The following is a 12,452-nucleotide window of genomic DNA, read 5'->3' as shown; positions in this document are numbered from 1 at the left end:
GATCTGATTGCATCAGATCGGCGCCCTATCTGTTCGTTTTCACGCATGTCTTCATCCCGAAGCCGGTTCCCACTTTCGGGAGACATGCTCTAACTTCAGGCCAGATAGCGCTTGAACCATTCGATTGTCCGATCCCATGCGAGCTTCGCCGCCGCTTCGTCGTAGCGCGGTGTGGAATCGTTGTGGAAGCCATGATTGACGCCCGGATAGATGTAAGCCTCGTAGGTCTTGCCGTTCTTTTCCAACGCTTCCTCATAAGCGGGCCAGCCCTCGTTGATGCGGGTGTCCAGTTCGGCGTAGTGCAACAGGATAGGCGCCTTGATGCGCGGCACGTCATCCGCCGGGGCCTGCCTGCCATAGAAAGGCACAGCGGCTGCGAGTTCCGGAAAGGCGACTGCCGCCGCATTGGCAACACCACCGCCATAGCAAAAGCCGGTAATGCCCACCTTTCCGGTCGTCAGATCGCTTTTCATCATGAAATCGACCGCCGCAAAGAAGTCGTTCATCAGCTTGGTCGGGTCGACCTGCTGCTGTAATTCACGGCCCTTATCGTCATTGCCGGGATAGCCACCAACCGAGGTGAGACCGTCGGGCGCGAGTGCGATGAAACCGGCCTTTGCGACCCGGCGGGCGACGTCTTCGATATACGGGTTCAGTCCGCGATTTTCGTGCACTACCACGACGGCGGGCAGCTTGCCCTGCAGCTTGGCCGGTCGCACCAGATATGCGCGGACCTCGCCGTTTCCTTCCGGTGACGGATAGGTGATGTATTCGGGATGGATGTCGGGATCGGTGAATTCGACCTGTTGCGCCATCGCATAATCGGGACTGAGCGAGGCCAGTATGGTTGTGGCCGTCATGGTGCCGACCGCAAACTTTGCAGCCTTGTCCAGAAACTCTCGTTTGGTTATCCGGCCATGGGCATAGAAATCGTAGAGTTCGAGAAGTTCTTGCGGGAAATCCTTCGCCGTCAGACGTGTCATGGTCAGCCCTTCCTCTCAAAGAAGGTCAGTCTAGCACAAGGTTGAAATGGAGCCACACCGCTGCCAGCAATGCATAGCGGCAGCTTCTTCACATTGATTGAAACCAACTTTACTGCATTCGTCTTTCAAAACAAAAGGCCCGGCAAAAGCCGGGTCTTTTCAATGAATTATATCCGAGAGCATCAGATATTCGGCTCGATCTTGCCCTTGCCTTTAGCCCCGCCTTTATCCTTGGCCGTGAGCTTGTCGATATAGGCGAGGAACAGCGCCGAAAACACGAATGCCAGATGGATGATGGTGAACCACAGCAACTGGTTTGACGTGTAGGTGGTGGCGTTGAGGAATATCTGCAGCAGATGGATCGACGAGATCGCCACGATGGTCGAGGCAACCTTGATCTTGAGCGAGCCTGCATCGATGGTGCCAAGCCAGTGCACCTCGTCGCCGGCCTGATCGAAGCGGCTGACGAAATTCTCATAGCCCGAAATGATGACCATCACCACGAGGCTCGCAATCAACGCCGCGTCGATGAGCCCGAGGACTTTCAGGATCGTGTCGGTATCATTCAGCGCGGTAACTTTCGTTGCAAAATCGAACAGCTTGCCCACGAAGGATACAGCATAGATCGCCAGCGCAACGGCGAGACCGAGATAGAAGACAACCAGCAGCCAGCGTGACGCCAGAATGATATTTTCGATCAGAAGTTCAATTCGTTTCATCGATCCGGTTCCAGGTAATCATATCGACACCTCTTAAAAAACCGCGCGCTTTTGGCAAGCGCGTCAGATATTGAATGATGTGCAAAAGTAGGATCGCGACTGCTTTCTTACAATATCAGCTTTCGTCTGCTGCTTGCAGCAATTCCAGTGCGAGCTTGCGCGCCCCCGCAGAAATGTCCGGATTGAAGACCAGCCAATAACCTTTGTCGCTCGTCTGCGACACCTCGCAAGCATGGACAAGCTGCCCACGCTGCACGGCCCCGTCGATCAGCCCCGCCCAGCCAAGCGCCACCCCCTGATCGGCAATGGCTGCCTCGATCACCAGATTATAGGTGTTGAAGACCAGCCCGTAATTGCCGTCCTCGATGTCCTCACCGATAGCATCGAGCCATGACTGCCATGTGAACCAGCGATCACCCTGCAGCGTATCAAGATGCAGCAGTGAAGCGGTACCCAGCCGTTTCCCATCCGGAAACGGGCCATGTTCGGCAAGATAGGCTGGCGAACAGACCGGCACGACTTTTTCACCGATGAAGGCGATAGCGTCCTTCGGGAAATCCTCGCGACCGCCGAAAAGGACCGAAATATCCGCGTCACGCCGGTCGAGCGGCTGAAGCATGGATGATGCCGTGATGCGCACATCCACCTCCGGATGTTTCGGGCGAAACTGCGCGACACGCGGCATCAGCCAGAACGTCGCGAAGCCATAGTCGGTCGCGATCCGCAGTCCCGGCGCGCGCTGACGGCGTTTGATCTGCTGCACAGCCTCATCGATTCCATCGAGACCGGAGCGCACTGCTTCATAAAGAATGCGGCCCTCGGGCAATATCTCAACGCCGCGCGCCCGCCGGGCGAACAATGCGACGCCCAGACGCTCCTCGATGCGTTTTATCTGATAGCTGACGGCCGGTTGCGTCATGCCGAGTTCACGCGCTGCAAGGGTCAGATTTTCCAATCGTCCCACCGCTTCGAAAACGCCAAGGCTGCCAAGGTCCCAGGATGGAGAAACCATAAATACTTTCTATAGCTTCGATAAAAAATGAATGGGTTTTTCCTTAGCCTAAATGATGTTCTCCTTAAAGTAGGAACATAAGACATAACTGGTCTTAATCTATAGGAGGGGTCACAAAATGCGCTACTTGAAGATTGCGGCACTGGCGTTCACGGCACTGGCGGGGCTTTCAGGAGCGGCTTCTGCTGCCGATCCCGCCGCTTGCGAAACCATCCGGCTGTCCGATCCGGGCTGGACCGACATCACCTCCACCAACTCCGTCGCAAGCGTGCTGCTGGAAGGTCTCGGCTATAAGCCCAATGTAAAAACCATGTCCGTGCCCATCGGCTATGAGGCGCTCAAGACTGGCAATCTTGACGTTTTCCTCGGCAACTGGATGCCCGCACAACAGAAGTTCCGTGACGATCTCGACAAGGCGAAAGCCGCCGAAGTCATCGTGAAAAACCTCGAAGGGGCAAAGTTCACGCTGGCCGTGCCGGATTATGTGGCAAGCGAAGGCGTGAAGGACTTTGCCGACCTCGCCGCCCATGCGGACAAATTTGGCAAGGAAATCTACGGCATCGAGCCGGGTGCACCTGCCAACCAGAACATCCAGAAAATCATCGAGGACCACAAGTTCAAGCTCGATGGCTGGAAGCTGGTGGAATCGAGCGAGCAGGCCATGCTCGCGCAGGTGGATCGCAAGAACAAGGATAAGGCTTGGGTCGTGTTTCTGGCCTGGGCGCCGCACCCGATGAACAACAAGCTCAAGATAGAATATCTGGCGGGTGGCGATGACTATTTCGGCCCGAATTTCGGCGGCGCGGAAGTCTACACGCTTGGCCGCACCGGCTGGGCCGCCCAATGCCCGAATGCCGCAACGTTCTTCAAGAACCTCACTTTCACTGTCGATATCGAGAATGAGCTGATGGGCAAGATTCTCGATGAAGGTGCGGAAGGTCCTGCAGCCGCCAAGGAATGGCTGAAGGCGCATCCGGACCAGATCGACAAATGGCTTGCGGGCGTCACCACCTTCAAGGGCGAACCGGGCGCGGAAGCCGTCAAGGCAAACCTCGGTCTTTAACCGAGAACAACACGCACTTTGCAGGCGGGCGTTTCAGCGCCCGCCGTTTCGCGTTCCCACACTTGCCAACGGTCCCGCACAATGAAAAAGCCGAATATCCTCATCCTCATGGTCGATCAGCTGAACGGCACGTTCTTTCCGGACGGCCCGGCCGAATTCCTGCATGTTCCCAATCTGAGAAAGCTTGCCGAACGTTCCGCACGTTTTGCCAACTGCTACACGGCAAGCCCTCTTTGCGCCCCGGCGCGTGCGTCGTTCATGTCGGGCCAGTTGCCGTTTCGAACTGGCGTCTATGACAATGCGGCGGAGTTTTCGTCTGAAATCCCAACCTATGCGCATCACCTTCGCAACGCTGGCTACCAGACGGCGCTTTCCGGCAAGATGCATTTCGTCGGTCCGGATCAGCTGCACGGTTTCGAGCAGCGGCTCACCACCGACATCTACCCGGCGGATTTCGGCTGGACGCCGGATTATCGCAAGCCTGGTGAACGTATCGACTGGTGGTATCACAATCTCGGTTCGATCACCGGAGCGGGTTCCGCCGAAATCACCAACCAGCTCGAATATGACGATGAAGTTGCCTATCAGGCCGAAGCGAAGCTCTATGATCTGGCGCGCGGCCACGACGAGCGGCCATGGTGTCTGACTGTCAGCTTTACCCACCCACATGACCCTTACGTAGCGCGCAAGCGCTTCTTCGATCTCTATGCGGACATTCCCGAACTTGATCCGAAAATCGGACCGCTGGCTGAAAGCGAGATCGACCCGCACACCGAACGCCTGTTACGGGCCTGCAAGGCCGAGGACTACGATCTGACCCGCGAGAAGGTTCGCACGGCACGTCAGGCCTATTTCGCCAATATCTCCTATGTGGATGACAAGATCGGCGTCCTGCTCGATGTCGTCGAACGCTGCGGCATGGCGGAAGACACGATTGTCGTCTTCACTTCCGATCACGGCGATATGCTTGGCGAACGCGGCTTGTGGTTCAAGATGAGCTTCTTCGATGGCTCCGCTCGCGTCCCGTTGATGATTGCGGCCCCGCAATTGCGGGCTGGCCGCGTGGATGCGCCCGTCTCGACGCTCGACGTTCTGCCGACACTGGCGGACCTTGCCGGGATCGACCTCAAGGGCATCATGCCGTGGACCGACGGCGTTTCACTGACAGATGTTGCCTCTGGCGCGGAGCGCGGGGCGGTGCCTATGGAATATGCAGCCGAAGGCACCATTGCGCCAATGATCTCGCTGCGGGATGGCGACTGGAAGCTCAACCTGTGCCGCGCCGACCCGCCACAATTGTTCAACCTTGCCGACGATCCCGACGAGCTGCGCAATCTGGCGGAACTGCCGGAATTCAAAACCGCTCTGGACGACCTTCTGGCCAAAGCTGAAAAACGCTGGAATCTGGAACGCTACGATGCCGACGTCCGGGCCAGTCAGGCGCGTCGCCACGTCGTCTATCCGGCGTTGCGCAACGGCGCCTACTATCCATGGGACTACCAGCCGCTGCAAAAGGCGTCCGAGCGCTATATGCGCAACCACATGGACCTGAACGTGCTGGAAGAAAACCAGCGCTTTCCGCGCTGATTAGCAAAGCGGGGCCTCACAGCCCCGCCTGTTCAAATTCTTACTGTTCGGAAAATTCCAGAACCGTGCCGCTGGCATTTTCCGGCAGCACGGCGATGCCCGCAGATGTCTTCACGTGGGAAATTCCGTTGGTATCGAGAACGCCGCGCGCCTTGTCCAGCGAAGCGACCCGGATGCGCAGAACGGCGAAAGCCTTGCCCGGTGTCCGGGCAAAATCCACACCGGGATAGATTGCAGCGGCTTTCTCCTCACTCACAACCCATATGTCTGCCGAACGTGAGCCTGTCGAAACCTTCCAGCCACCATCCTGTACCTCTGCCTTGCCATTGGCGTACAGGCGGGCAAAACCATTGGCAGCAGCTTCCGGATCGGATGAGATGGCAACAATGGCGGAAAGGCCATTTGCACCATTTGCATGTTCGATCAGTTCCGGCAGCCAGACTGTTTCGCGGGTCTTGTGCTGGCACATGAAGACCATACCTTGCGGCACTTCACTTTCCGCGAAAGACACCGTTTCAAAAGCCGCAACACCCTCGCCGCCGCCCGGCAGTTCTACGGGACGCTGAAACGCGCCAACCTCGCCGGTCTTGATGCCAAGTGCGTCCAGTTCCGCCTTGGCATCGCGCGCATTGTCGATGCGGCAGGCAATGGCATGGAGGCCTTCGCCCTGCGCTGCCAGTTTCTCACGCTGATGCAGATTACCCGGCGTCTCGGCAACGATGCCGAGCAGCTCGAAATAATCCTCCGGAAACATGATGGTGTAGTTGCCGGTGCCCTTTTCCTTGCTGTGGAGTCCACGTGGGCTCAGTGTGAATCCGAAACGGCGATATTGTTCGGCACTTTTCTCCAGATCGCCGACCAGCAGGAAAATATGATCGACGCCTTTGACCGGATGAGACATACAAAACTTCCTTTTCTATTTCTTGGTCGGAGCCAGAACGATCTCGTGGATCGTAACCTTGGGATTCATATTGGCAACATAGAGGGCGGTTTCAGCCATATCCTCGGGCTGGATGACATCATCCATGCGAGAGAGATCGAAGCCCGGACGACGCGCCAGAAGCGGCGTCGCCACCTCACCGGGGCATAGCACCGTCGACCGGATGCCGTTTGGTCCTTCCTGCGCATTCAGGCTGGCGCTCAGATCGTTGAGCGCATGTTTGGACGCACCATAGGGGACGCCGCCGCCGGGCGATGAAAACCGCCCTGCCCAGGACGATGTGTGGATCATCAACCCACCACCCTGTGCGCGCATGGGCGTCAAAGCAGCGGCAATCACATTGATCGCACCCTTGATGTTGATGTCGATGACATCGTCCCATGAATCGAAATCAATATCCGCCCAGCTACGGCGCGGAATATTGAGACCGGCATTGTTGCAGAGCACATCAAGACGACCTGCCCAATCGACGATGGCTCCGGCAGTAGCGGCAACCGCCTCCCGGTCGAGAACATCCGCCGGAAATATCTGCGCCTCGCCACCATTGGAGACGATCTCCTCGGCAATCACTGCAAGTGCATCCGCCTTGCGGCCCGTTAGCGCGACGCGCCAGCCTTCACGCGCGAACCGTCGTGCCATGGCAGCGCCGATGCCGGACCCGGCGCCGGTGATCCAGACCGCACCGCGCTCGTTTTTGCCCGAGTTTGCGTTCTGCTCGGGGGAATTCTGACTCATCAACAAACTCCGTCGTAGAAAATCGACATTTATTAACGCAGGCTGGTCGAGAAATTTTACCAATTTTGCCCGCGATATTAGTTTATCTTGACATTATCGCCACGGATTCTAGCATATCAATGCTTGCATACAATAAAGACCCTCTGAGGTGGCATTTCGTTGCGATTTCAGGGGCTTGAACAATATTGGGACGTGCGGGAAAAGAGGCTGGAAAGCCCTCCCTCAACGTCCTTCAGGGGAACAGAGAATGCATATCAGAAAAGCTGGCCTTGGCCTGTTTCTAGCGGCGTTTTCGCTTGCGACGGCGTCTTCGCACGCCGAAGAAGTGAAGCGCGGCGGCACTGTCATCGTCCATATGAACACCGAGCAGGGTGTGCTTAACCCTGCGCTGCGCGCCTCCACCGGCGTCTATCAGATCACCGGCCGTATCATGGAACCGCTGATCGACCGCACTTATGAGGGCTACGTGCCGGTTCTGGCGACCAGCTGGTCTTCCTCGGAAGACGGCAAGGCTATCACCTTCAAGCTGCGCGAGAATGTGCGCTGGCACGACGGCCAGCCCTTCACCTGCGATGACGTTTCGTACAGCGCGATGAATCTCTGGAAGAAGCTGCTCAACTATTCGACCACGCTTCAGGCCAATCTCGAAGCCGTCGATTGCACCGATCCGCACACGGCAGTGTTCCGCTATTCCAAGCCGATGCCGCTGGAGCTGCTCGTCGCCGCCATGCCTGATCTCGGCCATCCGGTGCCGAAGCATCTTTATGAAGGCACTGATATTCTCAAGAACAAGTACAACGCCGCGCCGGTGGGCACGGGACCGTTCAAGTTCGTCGAGTATGAGCGCGGCCAGCACATCATTGCCGAGCGCAACGACGATTACTGGCGTGGCAAGGAATATCCTTATCTCGACCGCATCGTCTGGCGTTTCATGCCGGACAAGGCCGCTGCTGCCGCAGCGCTTGAAGCCGGTGAAATGATGGAAACCGCCTTCAACGGTATTTCCATGTCGGATACCGAGCGCCTCCAGAAGGATGGCCGCTTTGACACCGGCACCAAGGGTTTCGAAAACAACGTTGCCCACTCGACCATCGAGTTCAATCTGCGCAATCCGATCCTTGCCAATCTGAAGGTTCGCCAGGCGATCTATCACGCGCTCGATATCGACTTTGCGATCAAGACGATCATGCGCGGCTATGCCAAGCCGGGCCGTGGCCCGATCCCAAGCGCCGGCGGCGCCAATTACACGGATCAGGTCCAAACCTACCCGTATGATGTTGAAAAGGCGAAGAAACTGCTCGACGAAGCCGGTTATCCGGTTGGCCCCGACGGCATCCGCTTCAAGCTGCGTCATCGCCCGGCACCATGGGGTGAATATACGCAGCTCTGGGCCGAATATTATGCTCAGGCGATGAAGGAAGTCGGTATCGACGTCCAGATCCTGACCAACGATGCGCCGGGCTTTCTGAACGGTGTCTATCGTGACCATGACTTCGACACGGCAAGCGGCTGGCACCAGTTCCGCTCCGATCCGGCTGTTTCCACCACCGTCTGGCTGCGTTCCGGCGCTCCGGTCGGCACGGCATGGTCCAACCAGTTCGACTACAAATCGGACGAAATGGACAGCCTGATCGACAAGGCTGCCAGCGAGCTCGACCCGGCCAAGCGCGCCGATCTTTATCACCAGATCCAGCAGCTTGAGATGAAAGACCTGCCGGTCATCTTCGCCATCGAACATCCGTTCGTCGGCGTGACCAATAAGGTCTTGAAGAACCACCACAACACGCCGCGCTGGGATTCTTCCAGCTGGTACGATCTGTGGATCGATCAATAAACAATACCAACCGCTGCCGGTCATCCGGCAGCGGCTCCCCAGTTTTATGAATGCTGAAATGAATATCTTGCAGGATAACCCGCAATGCCCCTGCCCCCGATCCTGACTTTTGCGCTGCGGCGCATCTTGCAGGCGATCCCCGTCATTCTTCTCATCATGATCGGGTCATTCCTGCTGATCAAGCTTGCGCCCGGCGATACCGTGGACGCACTTGTTGGCGACATGGGCGGCGCAGATCCGCAATTCGTCGCCAATCTGCGCGCCGAATACGGCCTTGACCAGCCGGTCTGGACACAGCTCTGGATTTACATGACCAAGCTGGCGCAGTTCGATTTCGGCTGGTCCTATGTCTACGAGCAGCCGGTGCTGGATGTGCTGATGGCCCGCCTTTTGCCGACCCTCCTGCTCATGGTTTCCTCGCTTTCGGTGGCCTTCATTTTCGGCATTGCGCTTGGGGCTTTTGCGGCGCGCAAGGCATATTCCCTGACCGACAATGCAATTTCCACGCTCGGTCTTGTTTTCTATGCCATGCCGAGCTTCTTTCTCAGCCTCATCTTGATGTTCATCTTTTCCGTCAAGCTCGGTTGGCTGCCGGTCGGCGGTTACAAGACGATTGCCGGGTTTTACACCGGTTGGAAGAATGTCTGGGATATTGCCGTGCACCTCGTCATGCCGACGACGGCGCTTTCGCTCATCTATCTTGCATTCTACATGCGCCTGATGCGCACCAGCGTGCTGGAAGTGGCTGACCTTGATTATGTTCGTACCGCACGCGCCAAGGGTGCAAGCGGTGCAAGGCTGATGTTCCATCACATCATGCGTAACGCATTCCTGCCTGTCGTTACGCTGCTCGGACTGCAATTCTCGACTGTGCTTGGCGGCTCGGTCGTGATCGAGACAATCTTTTCGCTGCCCGGCCTCGGCCAGCTTGCCTACACCTCCGTGATCAAGCGCGACCTCAACACGCTGATGGGCATCATCTTTCTGTGCTCGGTGCTGGTGGTGATCGTCAATTTCATCACCGATCTCATCTATGCGCGGCTTGATTCCAGGATCGAACTGTCATGACTTCACAGGACCTCTCCCTCACCCGCCCGCAGGTCTCCCGCACGAAAGTTCTGTGGCAGCGCTTCAGCCGCAACCGCGCCGCCGTACTGGGCCTTATCCTCTTCATCGCCGTGGTCCTGATCGCGCTGTTGGCCGACGTCATTGCGCCCGGCGACCCGTTGCGCCGCGCTGGCGATCCGCTTGTCTGGCCATTCGTCAATGCTGCAACGCCGCTTGGTACCGACCAGCTTGGGCGTGATATCATGGCAGGCATTGTCCATGGCGCGCGCATTTCGCTTCTGATCGGCGTGGTCGCCACCCTGATTTCTATCGTGATCGGCATCATCATCGGCGCGCTTGCCGGCTATTATGGTGGCTGGGTGGATGACGTTCTGATGCGCATCACCGAAGCCTTCCAGACCGTTCCAAGCTTCGTACTGCTTCTGACACTGGTAGCAATCTTCGGCTCATCGATCGAAAATATCATCATCTGCATCGGCATCGTGTCATGGACCGCGCCTGCCCGCATGGTGCGCGCCGAATTTCTGGCGCTGCGCAAGCGCGAATTCATCGATGCAGCGCGCAATCTCGGCGTCGGGAATGCCTCAATAATCTTCCGTGAAATCCTGCCGAATGCCCTGCCGCCGGTGATTGTCTTCGCATCCGTGGTGATGGCCACTTCCATCCTGATGGAAAGCGCGCTCGCCTTCCTCGGCCTCGGTGACCCAAACTATGCAAGCTGGGGTAACATGATCGGCCAAGGTCGCGCCGTGCTGCGCACTGACTGGTTCTGCTCGGTTATTCCCGGCATCGCCATTCTGCTCACCGTTCTTTCCTTCAGCCTGCTTGGCGAAGGCCTGAACGACGCGCTTAATCCGAGGCAGAAGAAATAATGACCGCTGCACCCGTTCTCGAAATCAAAAATCTGCAGATCGCGCTGCCAAAGGGCGCCGACCGCCCTTACGCCCTGCAGGACCTGACACTGACCATCAACCCCGGTGAAATCGTCTGCCTCGTCGGCGAAAGCGGCTCCGGCAAATCGCTTTCGGCAGGCGCAATCATGCGCCTTTTGCCGGAACCGCATGTGCGCGTGACCAATGGCACAATCAGGCTGGAAGGCACCGATCTCTATTCGCTCAGCGAAACCGACATGAAGAAGCTGCGCGGCGACCGCATCGGCATGATCTTTCAGGAGCCGATGACCGCACTCAACCCGCAGAAGACGGTCGGCTGGCAGATCGATGAAGTGTTGCGCCTGCACACGAAACTCGGTCGCAAGGAACGTCGCGCCGCCGTGCTGAACATGCTGGCGGAAGTGAAAATTCCGGACCCGGAATCCGCTTACAACGCCTATCCGCACCAGATTTCGGGCGGACAGCGCCAGCGCGTCATGATTGCCATGGCGCTTATCCTGAAACCGCGCCTCATCATTGCCGATGAACCAACCACCGCGCTCGATGTGACCACGCAGGCACAAATCCTGAAACTGATCCGCGACCTGCAACGCGAACACGATACCGGCATCCTGTTCATCACGCATGACTTCGGCGTGGTGGCGGAAATTGCCGACCGCGTTGCCGTTCTGCGGCTTGGCGAACTGGTCGAGGAAGGCCCGGCAAACGAAGTGCTGAACCATCCGCAGCACCCATATACCAAGGCGCTGATTGCATCGGTTCCAGCTCTCACTCCGCCCGAACCGAAGCCATCTGTGGACGCTCAGCCGATCATTCTCAAGGCGAGCGCTTTACGCAAAACCTTCAAGGCGCGCGGCGGATTGCTGACCGGCAAAAGAAGTGCCGTTCCTGCCGTGAAGGACCTTTCGTTTGAACTACGTCAGGGTGAAACGCTTGGCGTCGTGGGCGAAAGCGGGTCGGGCAAGACAACCGTTTCGCGCATCGTCACCCGTCTGCTTGAAGCCGATAGCGGCAAGGTCGATGTGAATGGCAAAGATTTTCTGAGCGCCAGCCCGCGTGAAGTGCGGGCCATGCGCAAGGACATCCAGATGGTCTTTCAGGACCCGATGGCCTCGCTCAACCCGCGCCGCCGCGTCGTGGACCTGATCGCACAGGGGCCAATCGTCCATGGCGTACCGAAGGCAGAGGCGCACGCAAAGGCCCGCGAGTTGCTGGAGCTGGTCGAGCTTTCGCCTGCCGCAGCCGGCCGTTTTCCGCATGAATTTTCCGGCGGGCAGCGGCAGCGCATCGGCATCGCCCGCGCGCTGGCGCTGGAGCCGCGCATCATCGTCGCCGACGAACCGGTCTCCGCGCTCGATGTCTCCGTACAGGCTCAGGTGTTGCGGCTTCTGGCCGGCCTCCGCGAACGGCTCAATCTGTCGCTTCTTTTCGTCACGCATGATCTGCGCGTCGCGGCCCAGCTTTGCGACCGCATCATCGTCATGTCGAAGGGTGAGATCGCCGAAGCAGGTCTGACGGCGCAAGTCTTCGCTAATCCGCAACATGAATATACACAGCGCCTCCTTGCCTCCATTCCCGGCAAGGGCTGGACGCCTCCTCGTTTGGAAAATGCGTGACA

Annotated in this window: 11 protein-coding genes; 6 read left to right on the top strand and 5 right to left on the bottom strand. The window is 57.9% G+C overall.

Annotation, left to right across the window (positions count from 1 at the left end; all coding sequences use genetic code 11):
• Window positions 1–95: 95 nt before the first annotated feature.
• The 3 genes from yghX to CES86_RS10625 all read right to left on the bottom strand — a co-directional run bounded on the left by yghX (window position 96) and on the right by CES86_RS10625 (window position 2,714).
• Window positions 96–983 carry a YghX family hydrolase gene (yghX, locus tag CES86_RS10635; protein ID WP_094514379.1) on the bottom strand — a complete coding sequence of 296 codons (888 nt, stop codon included), beginning with the start codon at window positions 981–983 and terminating at the stop codon, window positions 96–98.
• Between the two features lie 182 nt (window positions 984–1,165).
• Window positions 1,166–1,702, bottom strand: coding sequence for a TIGR00645 family protein (locus tag CES86_RS10630; RefSeq protein WP_010658524.1), 537 nt, complete (start codon window positions 1,700–1,702; stop codon window positions 1,166–1,168).
• Window positions 1,703–1,817: 115 nt separating this feature from the next.
• Window positions 1,818–2,714: a LysR substrate-binding domain-containing protein gene (locus tag CES86_RS10625; RefSeq protein ID WP_012092760.1), complete on the bottom strand. Its 897-nt coding sequence runs from the start codon at window positions 2,712–2,714 to the stop codon at window positions 1,818–1,820.
• A gap of 118 nt (window positions 2,715–2,832) precedes the next feature.
• On the opposite strand from CES86_RS10625, the gene choX reads away from it, so the two are divergent.
• A complete protein-coding gene (gene choX / locus CES86_RS10620) occupies window positions 2,833–3,777 on the top strand; it encodes a choline ABC transporter substrate-binding protein (RefSeq protein WP_029927773.1) in 945 nt (314 codons plus the stop codon).
• 81 nt (window positions 3,778–3,858) lie between these two features.
• Window positions 3,859–5,364 (top strand): choline-sulfatase, encoded by a 1,506-nt coding sequence (betC, locus tag CES86_RS10615; protein WP_029927775.1) that lies wholly within the window; start codon window positions 3,859–3,861, stop codon window positions 5,362–5,364.
• Window positions 5,365–5,404: 40 nt separating this feature from the next.
• Here betC and CES86_RS10610 read toward each other — a convergent pair whose 3' ends face one another.
• Window positions 5,405–6,265, bottom strand: a complete 861-nt coding sequence (locus CES86_RS10610) for a VOC family protein (RefSeq protein WP_029927777.1) — start codon at window positions 6,263–6,265, stop codon at window positions 5,405–5,407.
• A gap of 15 nt (window positions 6,266–6,280) precedes the next feature.
• Entirely contained in the window at window positions 6,281–7,039 is a 759-nt protein-coding gene (locus CES86_RS10605; RefSeq protein ID WP_029927780.1) for an SDR family oxidoreductase, read from the bottom strand.
• A gap of 247 nt (window positions 7,040–7,286) precedes the next feature.
• Between CES86_RS10605 and CES86_RS10600 the strand changes: the two genes are divergently transcribed.
• The 4 genes from CES86_RS10600 to CES86_RS10585 all read left to right on the top strand — a co-directional run bounded on the left by CES86_RS10600 (window position 7,287) and on the right by CES86_RS10585 (window position 12,450).
• Window positions 7,287–8,873: an ABC transporter substrate-binding protein gene (locus CES86_RS10600; protein WP_029927782.1), complete on the top strand. Its 1,587-nt coding sequence runs from the start codon at window positions 7,287–7,289 to the stop codon at window positions 8,871–8,873.
• Between the two features lie 84 nt (window positions 8,874–8,957).
• Complete coding sequence (locus CES86_RS10595; RefSeq protein ID WP_029927783.1) at window positions 8,958–9,941, top strand: ABC transporter permease; 984 nt, start codon at window positions 8,958–8,960, stop codon at window positions 9,939–9,941.
• Window positions 9,938–10,813, top strand: a complete 876-nt coding sequence (locus CES86_RS10590; RefSeq protein WP_029927785.1) for an ABC transporter permease — start codon at window positions 9,938–9,940, stop codon at window positions 10,811–10,813. The genes CES86_RS10595 and CES86_RS10590 overlap by 4 nt, the downstream gene beginning before the upstream one ends.
• The gene (locus CES86_RS10585) at window positions 10,813–12,450 is read left to right on the top strand and encodes an ABC transporter ATP-binding protein (protein ID WP_029927788.1); all 1,638 of its coding nucleotides are present in this window, start codon (window positions 10,813–10,815) and stop codon (window positions 12,448–12,450) included. Before CES86_RS10590 ends, CES86_RS10585 begins: the two co-directional genes overlap by 1 nt.
• The last annotated feature ends 2 nt before the right edge of the window (window positions 12,451–12,452 follow it).

Source organism: Brucella lupini (assembly GCF_002252535.1).
Taxonomy (GTDB): domain Bacteria; phylum Pseudomonadota; class Alphaproteobacteria; order Rhizobiales; family Rhizobiaceae; genus Brucella; species Brucella anthropi.
The sequence above is the reverse complement of the archived record's forward strand: the minus strand, read 5'-3'. Positions and strand labels throughout refer to the sequence as shown.

Excerpts from the sequence above, each read along its gene's own strand:
- yghX (WP_094514379.1), bottom strand. The coding sequence starts at position 983 with ATGACACGTCTGACGGCGAAGGATTTCCCGCAAGAACTTCTCGAACTC.
- CES86_RS10630 (WP_010658524.1), bottom strand. The coding sequence starts at position 1,702 with ATGAAACGAATTGAACTTCTGATCGAAAATATCATTCTGGCGTCACGC.
- CES86_RS10625 (WP_012092760.1), bottom strand. The coding sequence starts at position 2,714 with ATGGTTTCTCCATCCTGGGACCTTGGCAGCCTTGGCGTTTTCGAAGCG.
- choX (WP_029927773.1), top strand. The coding sequence starts at position 2,833 with ATGCGCTACTTGAAGATTGCGGCACTGGCGTTCACGGCACTGGCGGGG.
- betC (WP_029927775.1), top strand. The coding sequence starts at position 3,859 with ATGAAAAAGCCGAATATCCTCATCCTCATGGTCGATCAGCTGAACGGC.
- CES86_RS10610 (WP_029927777.1), bottom strand. The coding sequence starts at position 6,265 with ATGTCTCATCCGGTCAAAGGCGTCGATCATATTTTCCTGCTGGTCGGC.
- CES86_RS10605 (WP_029927780.1), bottom strand. The coding sequence starts at position 7,039 with ATGAGTCAGAATTCCCCCGAGCAGAACGCAAACTCGGGCAAAAACGAG.
- CES86_RS10600 (WP_029927782.1), top strand. The coding sequence starts at position 7,287 with ATGCATATCAGAAAAGCTGGCCTTGGCCTGTTTCTAGCGGCGTTTTCG.
- CES86_RS10595 (WP_029927783.1), top strand. The coding sequence starts at position 8,958 with ATGCCCCTGCCCCCGATCCTGACTTTTGCGCTGCGGCGCATCTTGCAG.
- CES86_RS10590 (WP_029927785.1), top strand. The coding sequence starts at position 9,938 with ATGACTTCACAGGACCTCTCCCTCACCCGCCCGCAGGTCTCCCGCACG.
- CES86_RS10585 (WP_029927788.1), top strand. The coding sequence starts at position 10,813 with ATGACCGCTGCACCCGTTCTCGAAATCAAAAATCTGCAGATCGCGCTG.